Below are 24,194 nucleotides of genomic sequence, written 5' to 3' on the forward strand. Positions count from 1 at the left end.
AGGCCTGCCGTGATCCTGCTCCTGTCGACGTCCGACACCGACCTGCTCAGTGCCCGTGCCGCCGGCGGCCCGGTCCCCTACCGGCTCGCCAATCCCGCCCGGCTGCCGCTCGACGAGCTGCCCGGCCTCCTGGAGGGCGCCGACCTCGTCGTCGTCCGGCTCCTCGGCGGCATCCGCGCCTGGCAGGAGGGGCTCGACGTGCTGCTGGCCGGGCCGCGGCCGGTCGTCGTGCTCACCGGCGAACAGGCCCCCGACGCCCAGCTGATGGAGACCTCCACCGTCCCCGTCGGCATCGCGGCCGAGGCCCACGCCTACCTCGCCCACGGCGGTCCCGCCAACCTGGAGCAGCTGGCCCGCTTCCTGTCCGACACGGTGCTGCTGACCGGTCACGGCTTCGAGCCGCCGGCCGCCGCGCCCGCGTGGGGCGAGCTGGAGCGCGCGCCCAAGCCGGGGGCGGCCGGCCCGCTGGTGGCGGTGCTCTATTACCGCGCCCACCACATGAGCGGCAACACCGCCTTCGTCGAGGCCCTGTGCGGCGCGATCGAGGACGCGGGCGGCCGCGCCAAGCCGCTGTACGTGGCCTCCCTGCGCGCCCCCGAGCCGGAGCTCGTGGACGCGCTGCGCGACGCGGACGCCATCGTCACCACCGTGCTCGCCGCCGGCGGCACGCGGCCCGCGGACGCCTCGGCCGGCGGCGACGACGAGTCGTGGGACGCGGGGGCGCTGGCCGCCCTCGACGTCCCCGTCCTGCAGGCGCTGTGCCTGACCGGCCCGCGCAGCGCGTGGGAGGAGAACGACGAGGGCCTCTCCCCGCTGGACGCCGCGACCCAGGTGGCCGTACCGGAGTTCGACGGGCGCATCATCACCGTCCCGTTCTCCTTCAAGGAGGTCGACGAGGACGGCCTGCCGGCCTACGTGCCCGACCTCGAACGCGCCGCCCGCGTCGCCGGGATCGCCGTGCGCCACGCCCGGCTGCGGCACATCCCGCCGGCCGCGAAGCGGCTGGCGCTCGTCCTGTCCGCCTACCCCACCAAGCACTCCCGCATCGGCAACGCCGTGGGCCTGGACACCCCCGCCAGCGCCGTCGCCCTGCTGCGCCGGCTGCGCGAGGAGGGCTACGACTTCGGCGACGAGGCGGTTCCGGGGCTGGAGTCGGGCGACGGCGACGAGCTCATCCGCGCCCTGATCGAGGCCGGCGGCCACGACCAGGAGTGGCTGACCGAGGAGCAGCTCGCCCGCAACCCCGTGCGCATCCCGGCCGCCGACTACCGGCGCTGGTTCGCCGCCCTGCCCGCCGAACTGCGCGAGGCCGTCGAGGAGCACTGGGGCCCGGCCCCGGGCGAGATGTTCGTCGACCGCAGCCGCAACCCCGAGGGCGACATCGTGCTGGCCGCCCTGCGCCGCGGCAACCTGCTGATCCTCATCCAGCCGCCGCGCGGCTTCGGCGAGAACCCCATCGCCATCTACCACGACCCCGACCTGCCGCCCTCCCACCACTACCTGGCCGCCTACCGGTGGATCGCCGCCTCCCAGGAGGACGGCGGCTTCGGCGCCGACGCCGTGATCCACCTGGGCAAGCACGGCAACCTCGAATGGCTGCCCGGCAAGAACGCCGGCCTGTCCGCCGCCTGCGGCCCCGACGCCGCCCTCGGCGACCTGCCGCTGATCTACCCCTTCCTCGTCAACGACCCCGGCGAGGGCACGCAGGCCAAGCGCCGCGCCCACGCCACCCTCGTCGACCACCTCGTCCCGCCCATGGCCCGCGCCGAGTCCTACGGCGACATCGCGCGACTGGAACAACTCCTGGACGAATACGCCCAGATCTCCGCCATGGACCCGGCCAAGCTCCCGGCGATCCGCGCCCAGATCTGGACGCTGATCCAGGCCGCCCGCCTCGACCACGACCTCGGCATGGACGAGCGCCCGGACGACGACGGCTTCGACGACTTCCTGCTGCACGTCGACGGCTGGCTGTGCGAGGTCAAGGACGCCCAGATCCGCGACGGCCTGCACGTCCTCGGCGCCGCGCCCACCGGCGAGGCCCGCGTCAACCTCGTCCTGTCCATCCTGCGCGCCCGCCAGATCTGGGGCGGCACCGCGGCCCTGCCGGGCCTGCGCGAGGCGCTCGGCCTGGACGAGTCCGCCGCGACGCGCACCAGCGCGGACGACGCGGAGGCCGCGGCCCGCGCCCTGGTGGAGGCCATGGAGGCCGCGAACTGGGACCCGGCCGCCGTGCCCACCGGGCACGGCGAACAGGTCGCCGCCGTCCTCCGCTTCGCGGCCCGCGAGGTGGCCCCCCGCCTGGCGGGCACCACCGACGAGCTCGAGCACGCCGTCCACGCCCTGGCCGGCGGCTTCGTCCCGGCCGGCCCCTCCGGCTCGCCCCTGCGCGGACTGGTCAACGTGCTGCCCACCGGCCGCAACTTCTACTCCGTCGACCCCAAGGCCGTCCCCTCCCGCCTGGCCTGGGAGACCGGCCAGGCCCTGGCCGACTCCCTGCTGGAGCGCTACCGCACCGACAACGGCACCTGGCCGCAGTCGGTCGGCCTGTCCCTGTGGGGCACGAGCGCGATGCGCACCGCCGGCGACGACGTCGCCGAGGCCCTGGCCCTGCTGGGCGTACGCCCGGTGTGGGACGAGGCGTCGCGCCGAGTGACGGGACTCGAACCCGTCCCCCTCGCGGAACTGGGCCGCCCCCGCATCGACGTCACCCTGCGCATCAGCGGCTTCTTCCGCGACGCCTTCCCCCACGTCATCGGCCTGCTCGACGACGCCGTACGCCTCGTCGCCGCCCTCGACGAGCCCGCCGAGGACAACCACGTCCGCGCCCACGCCCAGGCCGACCTCGCCGCCCACGGCGACGAACGCCGCGCCACCACCCGCATCTTCGGCTCCCGCCCCGGTACGTACGGCGCCGGCCTGCTCCAGCTCATCGACAGCCGCGACTGGCGCACCGACGCCGACCTCGCCGAGGTCTACACCGTCTGGGGCGGCTACGCCTACGGCCGTGGCCTGGAGGGCCGCCCGGCCCGCGAGGAGATGGAGAGCGCCTACAAGCGCATCGCCGTCGCCGCCAAGAACACCGACACGCGCGAGCACGACATCGCGGACTCCGACGACTACTTCCAGTACCACGGCGGCATGGTCGCCACCGTCAAGGCCCTGCGCGGCACCGCGCCCGCCGCCTACATCGGCGACTCCACCCGCCCGGAGACCGTCCGCACCCGCACCCTCGTCGAGGAGACCTCCCGCGTCTTCCGCGCCCGCGTGGTCAACCCCCGCTGGATCGCGGCCATGCGCCGTCACGGCTACAAGGGCGCCTTCGAACTCGCCGCCACCGTCGACTACCTCTTCGGCTACGACGCCACCACCGGCGTCGTCCCCGACTGGATGTACGACAAGCTGGCCCAGACCTACGTCCTCGACCCCGAGAACCGCTCCTTCCTGGAGGACGCCAACCCCTGGGCCCTGCACGGCATCGCCGAACGCCTCCTGGAGGCCGAGAGCCGCGGCATGTGGGCCAAGCCCGACGCCGAGACGCTCGAAGCCCTGCGCCAGGTCTTCCTGGAGACGGAGGGCAACCTGGAGGGCGGCGCCGACGGCGCCGAATGAGGTGATCCCCCCGTAGCCGACGGTTCCCCGGCACCCGCGGTGCCCCACGCGTTTTGAGCGTGGGGCTCCGCTTTCCATAGGATCACCTGAATGATCTACAGGAAACGGGCGGCAGCGGGGATTTGTGCCCTGCTGGCCGCCTTTGCCGGGGGTGCGGTGCCCGCGAGTGCCGCCGACGGGCCCTCCAAGGACTCGCCGAAGGTCGAGCTCGTGCTCGACGTCAGTGGCTCGATGAAGGCACAGGACGTGGACGGGCAGTCGCGCATGGCGGCGGCCAAGGAGGCGTTCAACGAGGTCATCGATTCCGTGCCGCAGGGTGTGCGGCTGGGGATCCGGACGCTCGGGGCGACGTACGCCGGGGAGGACAAGGCGATCGGCTGCCGGGACAGCGAGAAGCTGTACCCGGTGGGGGCCGTCAACCGGACCGAGGCCAAGAACTCCGTGGCACGGCTGCAGCCGACGGGCTGGACGCCCATCGGGTACGCGCTGCGCGGCGCCGATCAGGACCTGGACGTCGGGGGCGGCACCCGGCGCATCGTCCTCATCACCGACGGCGAGGACTCCTGCGGCCAGCCCGACCCGTGCGACGTGGCCCGTGAACTGGCCGCCAAGGGCACCCACCTGACCGTCGACACGCTCGGCCTGGCCGCCGACGACAAGACGCGCGAGCAGCTCAGCTGCATCGCCGAGGCCACCGGCGGCACGTACACCACCGTGCACCACCGCAAGGAGCTCTCCGGCCGCATCAAGCAGCTCGTCAAGCGGGCCGACACCCCCGTCCAGACGCCGCGGGCCACTCAGGGCGGCGCCTCCTGCGCCACCGCGCCCGAGATCGGCGCGGGGCTGTGGACCGACCGGGAGCGGTTCGGCGAGCACCGCTGGTACCGCGTGAAGGTCAAGCCCGGCCAGGAGCTGCGGGCCGCCGTCAGCGTGGCCGCCGACCGGGCCGTCGAGCGCGACTACGGCGTGCTGCTGCGGGCCGTGAGCGAGGGCGGGCAGGAGCTCGTCCGGGGCTCCGACGCCGGCAACGGCCGCACCGACGTGATGTCCGCCGGCCTGCGCCGGCCCGTCTACCGGGCCTCGAAGGACGACAAGGACCCGCGCACGGTCTGCCTGGAGGTCTCCCAGTCCTTCGCCGCCCCGCCCTCGGTCAAGCGCGAGCCGGGCCTGCCGGTCGAGCTGGCCGTCGACGTCGTCAAGGGCCCGGACGACCCCTCGGACCTCGCCGCCTTCGGCCTGGGCCGCGGGTGGGTGCTGCTGCTCGTCCTCGGCGGCACGGGCCTGCTGGCCGGTCTGCTGTGGGGTTGGCTGGCGCGCTGGCGCGTGGCCGTGTGGAGGGAGAACTGATGTACGTCAAGCGGCTCCTGGCGGCCACGGTCGCCGCCGGTGCGGTGCTGCTGGGCCTCGGCCCCGCCGCCACCGCCGACGAGGGCAGGCCGGCGCCCAGTGAGGCCGGTACGGCCTTCCGTACCGCCGTCGCCGTCGAACAGGGTCAGCGGGCCACCGCCGACGCCTCCACCGGTGACTACCTCTACTGGCAGTTCCCGGCGGGCGCCGGGCAGCAGCCCACGGTCAAGGCCACCGTGACCCTGCCCGAGACCGCCACCCGCAACGGCACGGCCACCTGGCAGCTGGACGTCTTCGACGGCCTGCGCCGCCGGCAGGCGTGCGCCTCCGGCGCACCGACGCAGCGAGCGGCGCGCGACGAGGCCTCCGTCACCCTCACCTGCACGCTGCGCACGGTACGGCCGTGGGCCGAGCGGTGGGCCAACGACCCGCTGCCCGGCGCGTACTACGTGCGCCTGACCGTCGCCGACGCACCCGACCGCGACATGGGCCTGCCCGTGCACGCGGAGATGCAGGTCACGGCGGAGGACGCCGGCGGGGCACGCGCCGAGGGCGGTTCGCTCGGGGCGCCGCTGCACGCGGCCGCCGTCACCGAGCCCGAGGACGGCTGGAACGGCAGCTGGTGGTCGGGCCGCTGGGGCTGGACCCTCGGCGGCGCCGTCCTGTGCGCCCTGGCCGCCATCGGCGGCTACACCCTCACCCGTCACCCGCGACGCAGGTGACACCGGTGGCGGCGCCCCGGCCCCGGGGCGCCGCCACCGGCACGCCGGGCATCAGCGTCGTGCGGACTCCTCGCCGTCGACCGCCCGCAGATACAGCTCCAGCAGGTCCTCGGTGAAGTACGAGCTGTAGGAGATGTCCGGGGTGTCCCCACCGGTGTGGTAGCCGCCGATGACCCCCACGACCGCGTACCCGGTGGCCCACCGCACCAGGAACGGGCCGCCCGAGGTGCCGCCCACGTAACCCGCGCAGGCGATCTCCAGGAAGTCACCGGGCGCGGCCGGATCGGTGCTGGTGTAGCGGTGCGTGGAGGACGTGCAGTCCAGCGGCTTGGGGTACTTCGCGTCGCTGCTGCCCGGATAGCCGATCAGACGCACGTTCCGGTGGTCGTACCCCGGCCGGATCGCCAGGTCGAAGGCGCCCACCGCCTCCTGCACGTCCGTGCCGTCCGCGCGCGGCCCCATCCGCCCGATCGTGAAGTCCCAGCGGGCACCGCCGTTCGTGCCCAGGTCGTAGTAGCGCTGGTCGATGTAGATGTCCTCGACCGGGAAGACGCCGTGCGGCTTCAGGCCGTCGTGGTACTGCGGCACGAACGACAGCCGCTTCTTCGGGTCCGGCGAGCGCAGGCAGTGCGCGGCACTGACGGCCAGGTCGCGGTGCGGGCTGCGCACGACCGTACCGCCGCAGAAGCGGCCGGTGTTCTGCCCGTCGGTCCAGAAGAACGTGCCCACCTGCGGCAGGCCGTCGAAGGGGTGACTGGGCGGTACGGGATCCCCGGGCACGGCCCCGGCGGCGCGCCTGCCGGCGGCCTCGGCCGGCAGCGCCGCCGCCATGCGCTCCGGGGTCCAGTACGCGTCCGCCGTGACGGCCGAGGTGTGCGGACCGGCGGCCGCCGCGGCGGGGCCGTGCACGACGGCGGTCGCCGCCGTCAGCAGCAGACCGGCGAGAACGGCGGTGAGACGTCCGCGTATGACGAGAGGTCTGTGGCGCATGGACGGTTCCTTCCTGCAGGCAGGGACCAACGGAGCGAGCGTGTCATCCTGCCGCTGCCGGGACGGCAGTGGTGAGTCGTCGACGCGACAGGATTCATCACAACGACGCACAGCACTGTCAGTGGCGGCCGGTAGCCTGTGGGACACCAAAGACGGCCCATGGGGTGGGGAGTACGTAATGGTCGATCCGATGTCGCTCGAAGCAGTCACCACGGCGGTCACGGCCGCAGCCGGAGCGGCCGGTACGGAGGTCGGGCGCCGGGTCTGGGGATCCCTGGCCGACCTCGCCCGGCGCACCTTCGGCCGCGGCCGCGAGGACGGCACCACGACCACCGAGCCCGTGCCCCTGCCGCTCGACCCGGCCAGCCCGCAGGAGACGCAGGCACTGGCCGCCATGCTGTTCGGACGGATGCTCCACGACGAGGCCATGGCCACCGAGTTCCGCCAGTGGCTGGAGAGCGCCCGCGCCGCGGACATCTCTGTGGCCGGCGACACCGTCACCGTCAACAACACCGTCTCGGGCAACGCGCGGGTGCGCACGCTCTACCAGGGGCAGAACATCAACGTGACGGGCACCCGGTGACCAACGATTTCTCCGGCACCGCCGACCAGGTCCTCCAGGCCGGCCGGGACATCGTCTACAACGACTTCCGCACGGTGCCGCGAGAAGAGCCGCAACCCGCGCTGTTCCAGGTGCCGTCGGGCACCGCCTGCTTCGTCAACCGCACGAAGGAGCTGGCACGGATGCACCGGTGGCTGGCCGGCGGCGACGGTGACGCGCCCCGCACGTACGTCCTCAGCGGAACGCCCGGCATCGGCACGACGAGCACCGCTCTGCGGACGGCCGCCGAGGTGCGCCACTTATACCCCGGCGGTGTGCTGTACGTGGACTTCGCCGTCCTGGACGGGGACGTCCGCAGCGCCCAGGCCCACGTGCTGCGCAGCGCGTTCGGCGTGGCCGAACAGCACCTCGCCGTGCCCGGCCCCGACCTGGCCGCCCTCTACCGCTCCCGCACCCACCGGCGCGGGCGCATCCTGCTCGTCCTGGAGAACGTCACCACTCCCGCACAGGTCACCGCGCTCGTCCCCGCCACGCCCGGCAGCGCGGTCGTCGTCACCAGCAACCACCGCCTCGAAGAACTGGTCCTCGACGGCGCGCAGTTGCTGCCCCTGCAGCCGCTGGACGCCGAGCACGCCCGGCACCTCCTGGCCGGCCTGATCGGCGCCGTGCGCGTCGAGGCGGAGCCCGCCGCGGCGACCGGACTCGCCGAGTGCTGCGAGGGCCTGCCCCTGGCCCTCGCCGTCGTCGGCGCCCGGCTGGCCGCGCGCCCCGGCCTCGCCCTGGCCGTGGTCCTGGAGGAAATGCAGGCCGAAAGCAGCAGGCTGGCCGTCGTGTCGCCGCAGACCGGCGCCACGCGCCACAGCGTCTCCGCCGCGCTCGGCGTCGCCTGCCGTCATCTGCCTGCCGCCGCACTGCGGTTGTACCGGCTGCTGGGGCTGCTGCCCGGGCGTACGTTCCACCTCGATGCCGCCGTCGCCCTGGACGGCAGCGACCGGGCCGTCGTCGCGCCGCTGCTGGAGGAGCTGCGGGCCGCCAGCCTCGTCGACGAGGAGATCGTCGCCGGACGGCCGACAGGGCGCTACGGCATGCACGACCTCGTCCGCCTGCACGCCCGCGCCCTCGCGGAGGCCGACGACGGTGAGGCGCGGCACGCCGCGCTGTGCCGGCTCGTTGACCACTACACCGTCCGCACCGCCTTCGCCGACCGGGCGGTGATGCCGGCCGACCGGCTGCGCATCACGGATCACGCGGTGCTGCTCGCCGGGCACGAGGACCCCTTTGCGGGGCCGGACGCCCGCGACCGGGCGCTGGACTGGCTGGAGGCCGAACGCGCAGCCGCCCTCGGCGTGCTGCGCACCGCCGTCGCCCGCGGTCTGGACCGGCAGGCGGCCGAGCTGGCCGAGGGCCTGACCGCCCTGTACCTCAACCACCGGCACCTGACGGACTGGATCGAGTCGGGCAGGCTCGGCGCGGACGCCGCGGCCCGGCTGGGGCACCGGGCCCTGGAGGCGCGGCTGCGCAGCCTGCTCTCCCGGCCGCTGATGGACATCGGCCGCTCCGCCGAGGCGCGCAAGGAGCTCGACCGGGCGCTGGAGCTCGCGGACGGCACGCCCGATCCCGTCCTGCGGGCGTCGGTGCGCGAGTTCTCCGCCCGCTACTGGGACGCGTGCGAGCCGGCGACGGCCCTCGCCCAGTACGAGGAGGCCCTCGCGCTCAACGCCGAGGCCGGGCAGTGGCGTGGTGTCGCGCTCGTCCTGTACTTCATGGGCTGCACGCAGGACGCGACGGGCGAGCACGGCCGGGCCCTGGCGACGCTGGCCGACGCCCACGACCGGCTCGCCGCGATCGGCGACCGCCGGATGGCGGCCCGGGCCCTGGCGGCGCTGGGCGTGGCGCATGTGCACGCCGGCAACACACGGATCGCGGTGCGCATCCTGATGCGCGCGGCGTGGGCGCTGCGCAGGCAGCGCGCCCGGCCGTACGAGGCACAGGCCCGCGAGGCCCTCGCCGACCTCGCGCTGCAGGACGGCAGCCGTGCGCCGGCGCGCCGGCAACTGGCCCGCGCCCTGGAGCTGCACGCCCTGGACGGCAGCCCCAAGGAGGCGGAGCTGCGCGAACGCCTCGAAGCGCTGCGGGAGGAGGGCTAGGGCGTGCCCGGCGGCTCTTCGTCACACGGTGCCACGGCGCCCCGTAGGGGCGCGGGGAACTGCGCGATCGACCACCGACGGCCTGCAGCCGACACGCCACCCCGGGGCCCGGGCGAAGCACGGCACTTCGTCTGCGGGCGCGTCGTGGCTTGTCGCGCAGTTCCCCGCGCCCCTACGGGGCGCCGTGGCGCCCGGGTCAGGCCGCGCCCCCTGACGGGGCGCCGCGAAGACCCGCCGGACACGCGCTAGGCCTGGCCGGCTGTGGCCAGGTCTGCCGCTCGGCGGACCGCATCGGGGGAGGCGGCCAGCAGCGGCAGCCGGACGGCCGGGCTGGGGATGCGGCCCTGGGCGTGCAACACGCCCTTGATGACGGTCGGGTTCGGCTCGGCGAAGAGCGCCGCGGACAGCCGGGCCAGCTCGGCTCCCAGCCTGCGGGCCGGTCCGGCGGCGTCGCGCTGCCACAGGGAGATCAGCTCGGCGTAGTCGGCGGTGCGGACATTGGCCGACGCCAGGATGCCGCCGCGGGCGCCGGCCGCGAGCAGCGGCGAGATGACGGCGTCATCGCCGCCCAGCACCGCGAAACCCGGTGTCTGCGAGTCGAGCAGTTCCATCGCGGCTGCGTCGATCGCGCCGGCCGCGTATTTGACGCCGACGACCTGCGGCAGGTGCCCGAGCGTGGTCAGCGTGCCGGTGCTGAGGTGCTGGCTGGTGCGGTACGGGATGTCGTAGACGACCAACGGCAGGCCGCCGTGTTCGGCGAGTGCCGTGAAGTGTGCCAGCGTTCCCGCCTCGCCGGGCCGGGTGTAGGGCGGTGCGGGGACCAGCGCCGCGGCGACGTCACCGCTCCGGGCGAGTTCCTGCAGCGTCGTGATGGCGGCGGCAGTGTCGTTCGTACCGACACCGACGATCAGCGGGGCTCCGTAAGCCCGGCAGGCGGTCGAGCAGATGCGGACCACGGCCTGCTTCTCCTCGGCGGTCAAGGTGGCCGCCTCCGCGGTGGTGCCCAGGGCGACGAGTCCGCGGGCTCCGCCGGCTGACAGGGCCTCATCGGCGAGGCGGGCGAGCGCTTCCGGGGCGAGGCGCAGGTCGTCGGTGAACGGGGTCACCAAGGGGACGAACAGGCCGGTGAAGTGTGCTTCGGGCTTCATGGGCCCAGCCTGACCGACGCAAACCCAGTAGATCCAGTTCACATTTCTTCACTCATGCGTAAGCTCACCTTGTGCTTGATGTCCGACGTCTCCACCTGCTGCGCGAACTGGACCGACGCGGCACCATCGCGGCCGTGGCCGAGGCGCTGACCTTCACCGCCTCGGCCGTCTCCCAGCAACTGAGCGTGCTGGAGCGCGAGGCGGGCGTGCCCTTGCTGGAACGAAGCGGCAGACGGGTGGTGCTCACGCCCGCGGGCCGCACCCTCGTCACCCACGCCGACGCGGTCCTCGAACGCCTCGAACTGGCGGTCTCCGAGCTGGCCGGCGCGCGCGAGGGCATCGGCGGGCCGCTGCGGATCGGGACGTTCCCCTCCGGCGGCCCCGCGATCGTGCCCGCCGTACTGGCTGAATTGGCCCGGCGGCATCCCGCGCTGGAACCGATGGTGCAGGAGATCGACCCGGCGCGGGTCTCCGACGGCCTGCGCGCCGGCGAACTGGACGTGGCTCTCGTCCACGACTACGACTTCGTGCCCGCGTCACCGGACACCACGGTCGACCAGGTGCCCCTGTTGGAGGAGCCGATGTACCTGGCCACGGGCGGCCCCACCGACAGCGCCCTCGCCACCGGTCCTGCCGCCCGCGGCGACACGCTGGCGGAGCTGCTGGGACCGTGGGCCACGTCCCCGTGGATCACGGCCCGCGACGGTACGACCGGTCACGCCATGGCCGTACGTGCCTGTCAGGCGGCCGGTTTCCAGCCGCGCATCCGCCATCAGGTCAACGACTTCCGCACGGTTCTGGCCCTGGCCGCCGTCGGACAAGGTGCCGGATTCGTACCGGAGATGGCCACCGTGCACGCCCCCGACGGCGTGGTCCTGACCCGGCTGCCCCTCTTCCGCCGCTCGAAGGTCGCCTGCCGCGCGGGCGGCGGGACGCACCCGGCGATCGCGGCATTCGTCTCGGCGGCCCGCACAGCGGTGGGCACCCGCCGTGCCTCCTAGCCCTCACGCACGTGCCGCGAGCGCCGCAGCGACAGGACCACGTCCGCGTCCCGCACGCCCGCCCGCAGCCGTACGGTGCCTGCCGGCGGGCGGCCGGCGCGCAGGTGCGCGTACACGACCGCCGCGTGCAACCCCGCGTCGGCGGGCGGGCGGCCGGTGACGGACGTCTCCACGACGCGGCCGTCCCGCAGGACGCTCACGCAGCGCCCCGGGGCCGGCGCCGTGGCCAGCCGGGCGCCGGGCCACGCGGCGAGCGTGTCGAGGGCCCAGCGCACGGCCTGCGCCACCGAGTCGTGGCAGGTGCCGGTGGTGAGGGCCGAGGCGCTGCCGAGCAGGCGCAGGTCCCGTTCGTCCTCGTCGCAGGAGAGGTGGAGGAAGCGCCCGCCACCCTCCTCGGGTTGTGCGCCGCTCGCCGGCAGCCGGCGTACGGACACCTCCTCGCCGGTGACGGTCGTGGTCACCCAGGCCGCCGTCACGGCGCCGCCCTCGGGCCGGGGCGCCGGGCAGGCGTACCGGGGCGGCGGGGAGCCGTCCGGTTCGGGGAGCGCCATCAGCTCGTACAGGAACGAGCGCAACCGCAGCAGCGCGGAGCCGGGTTCGGTGAAGGCGCCGGCGGCCATCTTGATGACGCGTTCCTCGTCGTGCTCGTCGACGGCCCGCTCCAGCTGGGCTGCGAGGGGCTCGTGGGGCTGCAGGTGCGGTACGACGCGGCCGAGTTCGGCCATCGGCGTGCCCGGCACCGACTCCTCGCCGAACGCGGCCAGGAGCAGCGGCCGGCCCAGCGCCGCGGCGTACAGGGTGACCGAGCCGTGGTCGCCCACGACCACGTCGGCGGCGACGAGCGCCGCCGGCCAGCCGCGCTCCGGGGGCACGAGCAGCAGTCCGCCGTCCAGGGCCGCCGCCTCGACGGCACGCACCTGCCAAGGGCTGTGGGCGGACCAGACGTTGGGGTGCAGCACGGCGGCGACGCGGTACTCGTCGAGCGGCAGCGCGGCCGCCAGCCGCGCCGGCAGGTGCGGATCGCGGCCGAGCAGGGACTGCGGCCCCCAGGTCGAGGTGATCAGCACCAGCCGCCGGTCGTCACCGGCACCCAGCACCGCGCGGTAACGGGCGCGCAGCGGACGCGAGGCGAGGAGCCCGTCGTGGTACGGGTCGCCGATCAGACGGGCGCGGGCGGCCGGGCCGGGGTGGTGCTCGGCGAGCTGGGCGATCTGGTCGGGGTGCGAGACGGCGTGCCGGGCGCGCGGGTCGTCCATGACCCCGGACAGCCGCCGCCCGCTGCCGCGGGCGTCGGGGACGAGCTTGTGGAAGCCGATGCCGTGCGGCAGGACGAGGACGGGGCACCTCGTGTCGAGGCCGGTGGTGTCGATGTTCTCGCTGGCGGAGACGACGAGGTGCGGACGGACGCGGGAAAGCTGGTCCCAGGGCATGAGCCGGACGCCTGCGGCGTGGAGGAGGTCGTGGACGCCGTCGCCGAAGGCGGAGGTGGGGTCGAAGGCGAAGACGACGTCGACGCGGGGGTCGCCGCGCACGAGGTCGGGCAGGACGTCGAGGAGGCGGACGGCGGAGGTGACGGTGCGGGCCGCGGCGACGAGGAGGCGCTCCCCGGGGAACGTACGCCACCGCCAGGCGTCGTCCCCGACGGGGACGCGCAGATCACCCGGCTTCCGGCTTCCGGCTTCCGGCTTCCGGCTTCCGGCTTCCGGCTTCCGGCTTCCGGCTTCCGGCTCTATGGTGCCTTCCCTACCGTCCCTCACTCCGCCCCCGCAACTCGTTCCGCGGCAATTCACCCGCCGCCCCGCAGCACGCCCCCACCGTATGCGACCCCGTGCGCACCCGTCGTCCCGCTCCAGAGCCCCCGGCTCCGCATAAACCTGTGGTTAAGTCCTTCATCCCCTTGTAACCGGGCATGGGCTAGTGCTCGCCCGCTCCGCGTGACAGGATGCCCTCGCGGCCGACGGCACGGACTTAACTGGCCGTGAAGGGCCATGAAGCCGTGTGACACAGCGCGCTCGAAGGAACGGGGCAGATGGCTAACGGGGGGGACAGGCAGGCGCGGGAGGCGAGCAGTCCGCTCGCCCAGCGGCTCACCTACCTGTTCGAATCGATGCATCCGCCGGGTGCGCCGTACACCAACGGCCACGTGGCCGAGGAGATCAGTCGCGGGGAGGAGTACGGCGGGGTCACGCTGACCGAGCAGTACCTGTCGATGCTGCGCAACGGCAAGCGCGTCAATCCCAGCCCGGACGTGCTGCGGGCGCTGGCGAAGTTCTTCGCCGTGCCCGTGGGTTACCTGATGGGCGACCTGTCGGACTCCCAGGCCGAACGGGTGGAGGAGGAGGTCCGCTTCCTCGCGGCCATGAGGGATCAGCGCGTCCGGGCGATCGCCCTGCGCTCGGTGGGGCTCCCGCCCGAGGTGCAGGACAGCCTGACCACCATCATCTGCCAGTTCCGGCAGCAGATGAACCTTCCGACCGACCCGCCCTGCGCGGGGGGTGAGGAGCGCCCGTGACCGTCACCGCGGAGGAGGGCCTCTTCACCAACTGGCGGCGTACCGAGGACGAGGACGGTGCAAGCATGCGGGTGGGGCGGATTCGCCGGCGCTGCAAGCAGCTCATCCAGGAGCTCGCCCTGCCCGCCTCGGCCGACCTGCAGGGCATGTGCGACGCCGTCGCGCGGCACGTGGGCAGGCCGATCAACCTGGTGCCGATGAGCCTGGACGGTGTCGTCTCCGGCATGACCGCCACCACGGACGACGCCTACTGGGTCGTCTACGAGCAGAAGACCTCGCCCTGGCACCAGGTGCACATCGTCCTGCACGAGATCGGCCACCTGCTGCTCGGGCACGACCAGGACCCCGCCGTGACCGAGGACGCCCTGAAGGTGTGGACGCCCTCGGTGGACGTGGCCACCGCCATGCGCCGCATGGGGCTGACGATGGGTCTGGCCCGCCACCACTGCTACGACAACCTCACCGAGCGCGAGACCGAGATCCTCGGCACCCTCCTGATGTCGCGCGTGGTGCCCCCGCCGCCCGGCCAGGACGTCGTCCTGGAGGGCGGGGCGGCGGAGCTCGCCGCGTCCCTGGGGCCGGCCCTGCAGCACGTGCGCCGGCAGTTGCGCGACGGCGGGGGCGCCGGTGTTTGACGCCATCTACCTGACGTTCTCCGTCGTCACCTGGGCCATCGTCGGCTACAAGGCCCGGGCCTGGCTGCGCGACCGGGGCAACGTCGACCTCGGGCTGACCGCACTGATGACGTCCGGGGTGCCGGTCGTCTTCCTCTTCTCCGCACCCACCGTCTACCGCGCCTTCGACCGGCTGACGGGCGTGGCGAACCTGGCGATGGTCGTGCTGTACTCCGCGGTCGTGCTCTTCGCCTCGGGCGCCACGGTGCTGCTGCTGCGCTGGACCAGCCGCAGTGACGCCGCGGCCCGGGCCCGCGCGGCCACCCGTTCCCGGTACGCGGTGGCGGCGGTGGCGCTCGCCTGGACGGCGGCGATCGTCTGCTTCGCCGTCGGGCGCCCCGACGCGGTCGAGCACCCCAGGGACTTCAGCACCGCGTACGCCGACGCACCGGGCGTGGTCGCCTTCCTGGCGCTGTACCTGGCCATCTTCGGCACCAGCCTGGCCGGGCTGGGCACCCTGTGCCCCCGCTACGCCGCCCAGCTGGGCCGCTCCTGGCTCTCCAAGGGGCTGCGCACGCTGTCGGCCGGCTGCTGGCTGGGCCTTGCGTACTGCGCCTGCAAGCTGGCCGGCTTCGCGCTGACCTGGGCCGGCCGGGACGCGTACTGGCTCTCCAACGGAGTGGCCCCGATGAGCGCTTCGGTGGCCGCGCTGCTCGTCCTGCTCGGCTTCTCGCTGCCGGCCGTCGGCCCGCGGGCGGCCGCCTGGCGGCGGCTGCGCCGGCTGGAGCCGCTGTGGCGGGAGGTGACCGCGCACGCCCCGGAGGTGACGATCGAGGAGGGCGGCTGGGCCCGCTGGACGGCCCGCTGGCCCTTCGCCGACCTGGAGTGGCGGGCCAACCGGCAGATGGCGGAGATCCGCGACATCCAGCGCGGGGTGCGCCGCCACGTGGAGCCGCTCACCGTCGAACTGGCCCGGGAACGGGCCCGGTCGGCCGGCCTGGACGGGCACGCGCTCGCGGCCGTGGTGGAGGCCGCGGCCCTGCGCCGGGGCCTGGGCAACCAGGCCGTGGGCCACGTGGCGGTGCCCCACGCCGACAACGTGGTGGTCACCGTCAGCTCCGACCCCGCGGAGGAGCACGAACACCTGGCCCGCGTCGCGGACGTGTACCACGCTCCGCTGGTCGACGCGGTGCTCACCGAACTACGGGAGATCAGTGCCGCGCGCCGCGGTTGACGGCGCGCGGCCCGTGGACGGGGCGGCCATGGACGGGGGTCACGGCCGCCCCGCCTCACAGGCCGGTGCCGGGTCCGCGCGGATCGCCGATCCGCACGGACCCGGCACGGCCGGTGGGCGCCCTCCCCTTCCGCTCCCCGCAAGGGGCCACCGTCCGGGGCCCTTGGATCCGGGGCCCCTAGAGTCGGTTGTCATGCAGCCTACTGACGAGTCCACCGCCGAGCCCGCCGCTGAACCCACCGTCGAGCCCACCGCCGAGCACGCCGCCGGACCCACCGTGCAGTCCGTCGACGTCGCGGCCCTGCTGGCCGACCCCTACGGGACGTACGCCGCGCTCCGCGAGGCGGCGCCCGTGCACCGCATGACCGGCCCCGACGGGCGGCCGGCCTGGCTGGTGACCCGCTACGACGACGTGCGGCGGGCGCTCGCGGACCCTCGGCTCTCCCTGGACAGGCGCAACGCGCTGCCCGGCTCCTACAGCGGTCTGTCCCTGCCCCCGGCCCTGGACGCCAACCTGCTCAACATGGACCCGCCGGACCACACCAGGCTGCGCCGCCTGGTGGTCAAGGCGTTCACGCCCGCCCGCGTGGAGGCGCTGCGGGCCCCGGTGCGCCGGCTGGCCGGCGACCTGTTGGACGCCGTCGCGGCGGACGGCCGCGCGGACCTGATGGCGGCGTACGCCGGTCCGCTGCCCATCGCCGTCATCTGCGACCTGCTCGGGGTGCCGCAGCGCGACCGGCGGGACTTCCGCGAGTGGACCGACGCCCTGATCGCCCCCGACCCGGGGCAGCCGCACCGGGCGAAGGAGGCGGTGGGGAGCCTGATGCGCTTCGTGGCCGCCCTGATCGAGGGCAAGCGGGCCGAGCCGGGCGACGACCTGCTCTCCGACCTGATCGCGGTGCGCGACGGCGGGGACGTCCTGTCGCCGGACGAGCTGACCTCGCTGGTCTTCCTCCTGCTCTTCGCCGGTTACGAGAACACCGTCCACCTCATCGCCAACGCGGTGCTCGCCCTGCTCGAGCACCCCGTACTGCTGCGGGAGGTGCGATCGGATCCGGACGTCCTGGCGACGGCCGTGGAGGAGTTCATGCGCTGGGACGGGCCGGTTCCGCTGGCCATCCGGCGCTTCCCGCTGCAGGACGTCACCATCGGCGGGGTGGTGGTGCCGAAGGGCGAGACCGTCCTGCTCTCCTTGGCCTCGGCCAATCGCGACGCCCGCCAGTTCCCCGATCCCGACCGTCTTGACCTGCGGCGGGAGCATTCCGGGCAGCTGGGGCTGGGGCACGGGATCCACCACTGTCTGGGCGCCGCGCTGGCCCGGATGGAGACGGAGACGGCCCTTGCGGTGCTCTTCGAGCGGCTGGAAGACCTGGAACTCGACCTTCCGAAAGCGCCGCCGGTCCGCCGTGAGAGCCTCAGGGCGCGTGGCCTGAAATCGCTCCCCGTGCGCTGGTCGGCGCAGAAACGAACAGGTTTTTGATGCATGGCCCATCCTTGATGAGGTAGAACTGTTCTCGAGCCCGCCCGGTGTGCATCCCCCGTCGCACCGGGCGGGCCTTCGTCGTCCTCCCCGCGGGCCGTGTGCGGACGCCCGCCGGGATCAGCCGCTGCCGGGCGGGAACTTCAGCAGGGCCACGGCCGCCAGCATCTGGATGCTCACGGCCGCCACCGCCTTGCGGGTCGGCAGGTGGTGCTGGCCGCGGATCAGCAGAACGGCGAGCGCGCTGCCGAAGGCCGCCGTCACCGAAGCCGCGGCCCGCACCGGGACGGAGCCGGCCGGCAGCCAGGTGTCGAGCGCGAGCCGGGGCAGGTCGCTCGCCCAGAACAGGACGACGAACAGGCTCGTCGTGGGCCCGAACCGCCCGTTGCCACCCAGGCGGCGGGCGATCGCGTGGGTGGCCGCGCCCAGCAGGAAGCTGGCCAGCATCATCACCACCGACCCGATGGCCAGCGCCTCCAGCGCCAGCACCGGGCTCACCCCCCACTGCCCCCAGAAGGAGTCCACGGCCAGCGTGCCCATCGCCCCGCACAGCAGCGACAGGAAGGCGGCCGCTCCCCACACGCTCCGGTCCCGGGACTCGTCGAGGACCTCGACGGGCCGGTACCAGAGCCCGAATATCAGGCGGTGCCAGAGCAGCCTGCGCGGCGTGGCGGCGGGGGTGGACGGGGGCGGGGACGTGGTCACGGGCATGGGTGCCGTTTTATCACCGTTCGGCCGGCCCCCACGAAAGTGCGGGCGCCCGCAGGGGTCCGGCCGGGACGCCGGGCCGACGGAGCGTCAGGCGGGCGCGGTGGTCACGGATCCCTCCTCGCCCTCCGCCTCGCCGCCGGTGCCGGCGGCCCGCCGCGGGAGGTACTCCTCATTGATCTCCCGCGGCCCGAAGGGCCACTGCCGCTCGTACGCCGCCCAGAGCACGAAGGCCACGCAGCCCGCCCCGACCCAGGCCAGCGACCACTCGATGGGATGCCGGCCCGGCGAACTGCGGTCCGCGAAGCCGTAGATGACGAGCCAGCCCGCCAGCGCGACCAGGCTCGGCAGCGGATAGAGCCACATGCGGTACGGGCGCGGCAGGTCCGGCTGGCGGCGGCGCAGCACGGTCGCGGCGATCACCTGGGAGAGCGCCTGGAGGATCACCATCACGGCCATCAGCAGCTGGATGATCGTGGCGAGGTCGGTGTGACGGCCGATCAGGAACCCCAGGGCGCTGATGACCCCCATCGTCGCCAGGGACAACCCCGGGAAGCGGTGGCGGGGGTGCAGGACGCCGAAGCGGCGGAAGAAGACCTTCTCCCGCGCCGCGTCGAAGGGGATGCGCGAGCCGCCCAGGAGTCCGGTGAAGACCGACGCGAAGGCCGTGACGAGGATCAGCACGGTGACGACATCGGCCGCCGCCTTGCCCCAGGTCTTCTCCATGACGGCCGAGGCGACCGAGGAGGAGGCGGTGGAGGAGGGGTCGAGCATCTCCCGCCAGTCGACGACGCCCAGGGTGCCGATCTGCAGCAGGAGGTAGATGGCCATGATGCCCAGGATGGAGTTCACGATGGCCCTGGGCATGGTGCGCCCGGGGTCCTTGATCTCGGCGCCCATGTAGGCGACGGTGCTGTAGCCGCCGTAGTCGTAGATGCCGATGGTCAGCCCCGCGGCGAAGCCCAGCCAGAACTGATGGCTCGTCACGTCGAAGGCGCCCGCCGGGTAGGTGAAGGCCCGCTCCGGGCTGAAGTGGGTGAAGGCGGCGACGATGACCAGGGACACCGACGCGATCATCACGCCCCACAGGACGGCGGTGATGCGCGCGATGGACTCCACCCGCCGCCACAGCAGCGCGACGACCAGCGCCACCATGGCCAGGCCCGTCACGTCGCCCTGCGTCTGCGTCATGCCGGGCCACAGATAGCCCAGGTACTGCACGAACCCGATCACGCCCGTGGCCATGGCGAGCGGGATGAAGAGCATCGCCGTCCACACGAACAAAAACGGCATCAGCTTGCCGGTGCGGTACTGGAACGCCTGCCGCAGATAGACGTAACTGCCGCCCGCGCCGGGCATCGCCGCGCCCAGCTCGGCCCACACCAGCCCGTCCGCCAGCGCCAGCACCGCCCCCGCGACGAAGCCGATGACGGCGTGCGGGCCGCCGAACGAGGCGACCATGAGGGGAATGGTGACGAAGGGGCCTATCCCGCACATCTGGCTCATGTTGATGGCCGTGGCCTGGAACAGCCCGATGCGGCGCACGAACACCGTCCGCTGCCCGGGCACCTCCGGAGCACTGCCGCCCGGGTCCTGCCCCGTCCCCGCTGCCGAATCTGCCATGGCGGTCAGCCCCTTCCGGTCGTTGCCTGCACTCGTAGCACCGGGCCCGGGGTGGCGTCCATCACCCGCGCGGTAGCGGAGGGATGGCCTCCGGCGGATGACGCACGGCCGGGCGACCATGAGGCCCGCCGGGAGGTTAGGGTGTCGGGGCCGTGGTGTTCGGGAAGACCGGTGCCGGCCCTTCGGGGCCCATTCCGGAGCGGCCCTCGCCACTGTGATCGGGGAGTGACCGTCCCCACCCCGCACGCCGGCCCGTCCGGCGCACGGAAGCCACTGGGCCGCATCCGGCGGCCTGGGAAGGCGGGGCGGTCGCGTGCGCACCCGTCAGCCAGGAGACCGGCCACGGCATCTCGAAGTGATCCACGAGGTGCTGGAGCGTTCAACCCGAGATGTCCACCAACACATCCCTTCCCGCCGACATACCCACCGGCATACCCACCGGGCCGCCGGCCTTCCGCTGGCGGCGCGAGGACACCGTGCGCACCGCCGGCCTGCTGGCCGTCATCGCCGCCCTCCACGTCGTCGCCTTCGGCGTGCTCTACCTGCTGGTCGTGCCGCAGCACTACACCGTCGACTCCAAGGTCTACGGCGTCGGCCTCGGCATCACCGCCTACACCCTCGGCATGCGGCACGCCTTCGACGCCGACCACATCGCCGCCATCGACAACACCACCCGCAAGCTCATGGCCGACGGCAAGCGCCCGGTCTCGGTCGGCTTCTGGTTCGCCCTCGGCCACTCCAGCGTCGTCGTCGTGATGGCCCTGCTGGTGGCCGGCGGCACGCACCTGGCCGGCACGCTGATGGACGAGGACTCCACCACCCACCAGGTGCTCGGAATCGTCGGCACCTCCGTCTCCGGCGGCTTCCTCTACCTCATCGCCATCCTCAACCTCGTCGCCCTCGCCGGCATCCTGCGCGTCTTCCGCGCCATGCGCGAGGGCCGCTACGACGAGGGCGAGCTGGAGAAGCAGCTGGACTCGCGCGGCTTCATGAACCGGCTGCTGGGCCGCTTCACCCGCTCGGTCAGCCGCCCCGGCCAGATGTACCCCCTCGGCTTCCTCTTCGGCCTCGGCTTCGACACCGCCACCGAGGTCACGCTGATGGTGATGGCGGGCAGCGGCGCCGCGGCCGGGCTGCCGTGGTACGCGATCCTGTGCCTGCCGCTGCTGTTCGCGGCCGGCATGAGCCTCTTCGACACCCTCGACGGCACGTTCATGAACTTCGCCTACCAGTGGGCGTTCTCCAACCCGGTGCGCAAGGTCTACTACAACCTCACCATCACCGGCCTGTCCATCGCCGTCGCCTTCCTCATCGGCACCATCGAGCTGGTGGGCGTCCTGCACGAGAAGCTCGGCCTGGACGATCCCGTCAGCGGCTGGATCGCCGGGCTGAACCTCGACAACGTCGGCTTCGTCATCGTCGGGCTGTTCGTCGTGGTGTGGGCCGCGGCACTGGCCTACTGGCGTCTGGCGCGGGTCGAGCAGCGCTGGACCGCCCGCACGGCGGCGGCCGCCGTCACGGACGGGTCCGCCGTTACGGCCGAGCCCGCCCTCACGGACGGGTCCGGGGTCACGGACGGGGGCAGTCCCGCCGCGCGCACGCCTTCCGGGCGCTGACGACCGGCGGGCCGCTGCCCGCCGGTTCCTCGCCGACCACCACCAGCGCCGGCCCGCCGCACGTCCGGCAGGTACGGGACGAGGCGTCCCGTTCCCGCTCGATCGCCGCGGCGATCCGGCGCAGGGGGTCGGCGCCGGGGGCCGCGCGCGCCTGGGCATCGGTGTCGGTCATGGGCCATCCCGTCGAAAAGGTCGTCGTCGACGTTCGCTGTGAGACGTTCGCTGTGACAGAGGTTGCCTGGGGCATCCTGGCGCAGGATGCCCGGCCGCGTCAGCGTGTCGGTAGCGGTTCACCCTCCCGGGGAGGCGGGGGAGCGGCGCCTAGACTCGCTCGCGTGCACGACCGCCTTGACCCCCACGACCCGTACGCCCCCCACGACCCGTACGTCCGCGTCCGCGGCGCCGCCGAACACAACCTCAAGCACGTCGACGTCGACATCCCCCGCGACGCCCTCGTCGTCTTCACCGGCGTCTCCGGCTCGGGGAAGTCCTCCCTCGCCTTCGGCACGCTCTACGCCGAGGCCCAGCGCCGCTACTTCGAGTCCGTCGCCCCCTACGCGCGCCGGCTCATCCACCAGGTCGGCGCCCCCAGGGTCGAGGAGATCACCGGCCTGCCGCCCGCCGTCGCCCTGGAACAGCGCCGCTCCGCCCCCACCTCGCGCTCCTCCGTGGGCACGGTCACCACCCTGTCCAACTCGCTGCGCATGCTCTTCTCCCGCGCCGGCACCTACCCTCAGGGCGCGCCCCGCCTGGACTCCGACGCCTTCTCGCCCAACACCGCGGCCGGCGCCTGCCCCGAGTGCCAGGGCCTGGGCCGCGTCCACCGGGTCACCGAGGAGTCGCTGGTGCCCGACCCCTCGCTCACCATCCGCGAGGGCGCCGTCGCCGCCTGGCCCGGCGCCTGGCAGGGCAAGAACCTGCGCGACATCCTCGACACCCTCGGGTACGACGTCGACCGGCCCTGGCGCGAGCTGCCGCAGGCCGACCGCGACTGGATCCTGTTCACCGACGAGCAGCCGGTGGTCACCGTCCACCCCGTGCGCGAGGCCGACCGCATCCAACGCCCCTACAAGGGCACCTACATGAGCGCCCGCCGCTACGTGCTGCACACCTTCGCCGACTCCAAGAGCGCCACGCTGCGCGCGCGGGCCGAGCGCCACCTGGTCAGCGCCGACTGCCCGGTGTGCGCGGGGCGCCGGCTGCGGCCCGAGGCGCTGGCCGTCACCTTCGCCGGGCACGACATCGCCACGCTCGCCGCCCTGCCGCTGACCGCGCTGGCCGAGGTGCTGCGCCCGGCGTGCACGGGTGAATCGGCCGCCGCGGCACTCGCCGGGGACCTCCTCGCCCGCATCGGGATCCTCACCGACCTGGGCCTGGGCTACCTGGCCACCGACCGCCCCACCCCCACGCTGTCCGCGGGCGAGCTGCAGCGGCTGCGGCTGGCCACCCAGCTGCGCTCGGGCCTGTTCGGCGTGGTGTACGTCCTCGACGAGCCGTCCGCCGGCCTGCACCCGGCGGACGGCGAGGCGCTGCTGGCGATGCTGGAGCGGCTCAAGGCCGCCGGCAACTCGCTCTTCGTGGTCGAGCACCGCATGGACGTGGTGCGCCGCGCCGACTGGATCGTCGACGTCGGCCCCCGGGCCGGCGAACACGGCGGGCAGGTGCTCCACAGCGGCCCCGTCGAAGCCCTCGCGAACGTCGAGGCGTCGGCCACGCGCCGCTACCTCTTCCCCGACGGGCGGCAGCGACCGCCCGCGCGCAGCCCCCGCACCCCCTCGGGCCTGCTGCGGCTGCGCGGCGTGAACCGGCACAACCTGCGCGACGTGGACGCCGGCTTCCCCCTCGGCGTCTTCACGGCCGTCACCGGCGTCTCGGGCTCGGGGAAGTCCACCCTCGTCGGCCAGGCCCTCGCCGGGACCGTCGCCGCCCACCTCGACGGCGGCGAGCCGCTCGGCGAGGCCGAGGGACTGGAGGCCGTCGACCGGCTGGTGACGGTCGACCAGAAGCCCATCGGCCGCACCCCGCGCTCCAACCTCGCCACCTACACCGGCCTCTTCGACGCCGTGCGCAAGCTCTTCGCGGCCACCGACGAGGCCCGTGCCCGCGGCTACGGCGCCGGCCGCTTCTCCTTCAACGTCGCCGGCGGGCGCTGCGAGGAGTGCCAGGGCGAGGGCTTCGTCGCCGTCGAGCTGCTCTTCCTGCCCGGCACGTACGCCCCCTGCGCCGCCTGCGGCGGGGCGCGCTACAACCCCGGGACGCTGGAGGTCACCTACCGCGGCGCGAGCATCGCCGACGTGCTGGCCATGACCGTGGACGCGGCCGCCGACTTCCTCGCCGACGTGCCCGCGGCGCTGCGGTCCCTGCGCACCCTCAAGGAGGTGGGCCTGGGCTACCTGCGCCTGGGCCAGCCGGCGACCGAGCTCTCCGGCGGCGAGGCACAGCGCATCAAGCTCGCCGCCGAGCTGCAGCGCAGCCACCGCGGCCACACCCTGTACGTCCTCGACGAGCCCACGACGGGGCTGCACCCGGCCGACACGGAGGTGCTGCTGCGCCAGCTGCACGGCCTGGTCGACGCGGGCAACACGGTCGTGGTCGTCGAGCACGACATGACCGTGGCCGCGGGCGCCGACCACGTCGTCGACCTCGGCCCGGGCGGTGGCGCCGAGGGCGGCCGCATCGTCGCCGCCGGCCCGCCCCACGAGGTGGCCCGGGCGACCGGCAGTGCCACCGCGCCGTACCTGGCCCGGGCCCTGCGGTTGTGAGCGGCCTCGTCCGCTGACGTTCATGAACGCGTCACCAAACCTGTCGCCCCGTCACATCGCCCCCTCCCGTACGCTGCTGACTCGTCCATCACAGCGGAAAGCGCGACAACGGCGGG

The 24,194-nt window shown here is 73.9% G+C and carries 18 protein-coding genes and 1 riboswitch; of the genes, 12 read left to right on the forward strand and 6 right to left on the reverse strand.

Features of this window, described 5'->3' with window-relative positions; all coding sequences use genetic code 11:
• The first annotated feature begins 9 nt into the window (after window positions 1-9).
• From cobN to ABD361_RS17555, 3 genes are all read left to right on the forward strand, one after another.
• The gene (gene cobN, locus ABD361_RS17545; protein WP_344436293.1) at window positions 10-3,612 is read left to right on the forward strand and encodes a cobaltochelatase subunit CobN; all 3,603 of its coding nucleotides are present in this window, start codon (window positions 10-12) and stop codon (window positions 3,610-3,612) included.
• Window positions 3,613-3,702: 90 nt separating this feature from the next.
• Entirely contained in the window at window positions 3,703-4,959 is a 1,257-nt protein-coding gene (locus ABD361_RS17550) for a VWA domain-containing protein (RefSeq protein ID WP_344436294.1), read from the forward strand.
• Window positions 4,959-5,681, forward strand: coding sequence for a hypothetical protein (locus ABD361_RS17555; RefSeq protein WP_344436296.1), 723 nt, complete (start codon window positions 4,959-4,961; stop codon window positions 5,679-5,681). The genes ABD361_RS17550 and ABD361_RS17555 overlap by 1 nt, the downstream gene beginning before the upstream one ends.
• 51 nt (window positions 5,682-5,732) lie before the next feature.
• Here ABD361_RS17555 and ABD361_RS17560 read toward each other — a convergent pair whose 3' ends face one another.
• Complete coding sequence (locus tag ABD361_RS17560; protein ID WP_344436297.1) at window positions 5,733-6,671, reverse strand: trypsin-like serine peptidase; 939 nt, start codon at window positions 6,669-6,671, stop codon at window positions 5,733-5,735.
• A gap of 190 nt (window positions 6,672-6,861) precedes the next feature.
• Here ABD361_RS17560 and ABD361_RS17565 point away from each other — a divergent pair, with 190 nt between their 5' ends.
• Window positions 6,862-7,254 carry a hypothetical protein gene (locus ABD361_RS17565; protein WP_344436298.1) on the forward strand — a complete coding sequence of 131 codons (393 nt, stop codon included), beginning with the start codon at window positions 6,862-6,864 and terminating at the stop codon, window positions 7,252-7,254.
• Window positions 7,251-9,380: a hypothetical protein gene (locus ABD361_RS17570; RefSeq protein WP_344436299.1), complete on the forward strand. Its 2,130-nt coding sequence runs from the start codon at window positions 7,251-7,253 to the stop codon at window positions 9,378-9,380. Before ABD361_RS17565 ends, ABD361_RS17570 begins: the two co-directional genes overlap by 4 nt.
• A gap of 245 nt (window positions 9,381-9,625) precedes the next feature.
• On the opposite strand, the gene ABD361_RS17575 is transcribed toward ABD361_RS17570, so the two are convergent.
• Entirely contained in the window at window positions 9,626-10,528 is a 903-nt protein-coding gene (locus ABD361_RS17575) for a dihydrodipicolinate synthase family protein (RefSeq protein WP_344436300.1), read from the reverse strand.
• 71 nt (window positions 10,529-10,599) lie between these two features.
• On the opposite strand from ABD361_RS17575, the gene ABD361_RS17580 reads away from it, so the two are divergent.
• A complete protein-coding gene (locus ABD361_RS17580; RefSeq protein ID WP_344436301.1) occupies window positions 10,600-11,529 on the forward strand; it encodes a LysR family transcriptional regulator in 930 nt (309 codons plus the stop codon).
• Here ABD361_RS17580 and ABD361_RS17585 read toward each other — a convergent pair.
• On the reverse strand, window positions 11,526-13,286 hold the full coding sequence (locus ABD361_RS17585) for a hypothetical protein (protein ID WP_344436302.1): 1,761 nt from the start codon (window positions 13,284-13,286) through the stop codon (window positions 11,526-11,528). The two genes, ABD361_RS17580 and ABD361_RS17585, sit on opposite strands and share 4 nt — an antisense overlap.
• Window positions 13,287-13,558: 272 nt before the next feature.
• On the opposite strand from ABD361_RS17585, the gene ABD361_RS17590 reads away from it, so the two are divergent.
• The 4 genes from ABD361_RS17590 (at window position 13,559) to ABD361_RS17605 (ending at window position 17,369) form a co-directional block, all read left to right on the forward strand.
• The gene (locus tag ABD361_RS17590; protein WP_344436303.1) at window positions 13,559-14,041 is read left to right on the forward strand and encodes a helix-turn-helix domain-containing protein; all 483 of its coding nucleotides are present in this window, start codon (window positions 13,559-13,561) and stop codon (window positions 14,039-14,041) included.
• Complete coding sequence (locus ABD361_RS17595) at window positions 14,038-14,676, forward strand: hypothetical protein (protein WP_344436304.1); 639 nt, start codon at window positions 14,038-14,040, stop codon at window positions 14,674-14,676. The genes ABD361_RS17590 and ABD361_RS17595 overlap by 4 nt, the downstream gene beginning before the upstream one ends.
• Window positions 14,669-15,889, forward strand: a complete 1,221-nt coding sequence (locus ABD361_RS17600) for an MAB_1171c family putative transporter (protein WP_344436305.1) — start codon at window positions 14,669-14,671, stop codon at window positions 15,887-15,889. The genes ABD361_RS17595 and ABD361_RS17600 overlap by 8 nt, the downstream gene beginning before the upstream one ends.
• A gap of 193 nt (window positions 15,890-16,082) precedes the next feature.
• The gene (locus ABD361_RS17605) at window positions 16,083-17,369 is read left to right on the forward strand and encodes a cytochrome P450 (RefSeq protein ID WP_344436306.1); all 1,287 of its coding nucleotides are present in this window, start codon (window positions 16,083-16,085) and stop codon (window positions 17,367-17,369) included.
• Window positions 17,370-17,489: 120 nt separating this feature from the next.
• Here the strand turns inward: ABD361_RS17605 and ABD361_RS17610 are convergent, their stop codons facing one another.
• Together ABD361_RS17610 and ABD361_RS17615 are read right to left on the reverse strand one after the other, a co-directional pair.
• On the reverse strand, window positions 17,490-18,080 hold the full coding sequence (locus tag ABD361_RS17610; RefSeq protein ID WP_344436308.1) for a YIP1 family protein: 591 nt from the start codon (window positions 18,078-18,080) through the stop codon (window positions 17,490-17,492).
• An 87-nt stretch (window positions 18,081-18,167) separates the two neighbouring features.
• Window positions 18,168-19,700: an APC family permease gene (locus ABD361_RS17615; protein ID WP_344436310.1), complete on the reverse strand. Its 1,533-nt coding sequence runs from the start codon at window positions 19,698-19,700 to the stop codon at window positions 18,168-18,170.
• Between the two features lie 136 nt (window positions 19,701-19,836).
• Window positions 19,837-20,059, forward strand: a riboswitch (cobalamin riboswitch).
• A gap of 30 nt (window positions 20,060-20,089) precedes the next feature.
• Here ABD361_RS17615 and nicT point away from each other — a divergent pair.
• On the forward strand, window positions 20,090-21,316 hold the full coding sequence (gene nicT, locus ABD361_RS17620; protein ID WP_344436311.1) for a Nickel transporter NicT: 1,227 nt from the start codon (window positions 20,090-20,092) through the stop codon (window positions 21,314-21,316).
• Here the strand turns inward: nicT and ABD361_RS17625 are convergent.
• Window positions 21,270-21,488 (reverse strand): hypothetical protein, encoded by a 219-nt coding sequence (locus ABD361_RS17625; RefSeq protein ID WP_344436312.1) that lies wholly within the window; start codon window positions 21,486-21,488, stop codon window positions 21,270-21,272. The genes nicT and ABD361_RS17625 overlap by 47 nt on opposite strands.
• 163 nt (window positions 21,489-21,651) lie before the next feature.
• Between ABD361_RS17625 and uvrA the strand changes: the two genes are divergently transcribed.
• Window positions 21,652-24,078, forward strand: coding sequence for an excinuclease ABC subunit UvrA (uvrA, locus tag ABD361_RS17630; RefSeq protein ID WP_344436313.1), 2,427 nt, complete (start codon window positions 21,652-21,654; stop codon window positions 24,076-24,078).
• Window positions 24,079-24,194 lie beyond the last annotated feature (116 nt).

The organism is Streptomyces luteosporeus (assembly GCF_039532865.1).
Classification (GTDB): domain Bacteria; phylum Actinomycetota; class Actinomycetes; order Streptomycetales; family Streptomycetaceae; genus Streptomyces; species Streptomyces luteosporeus.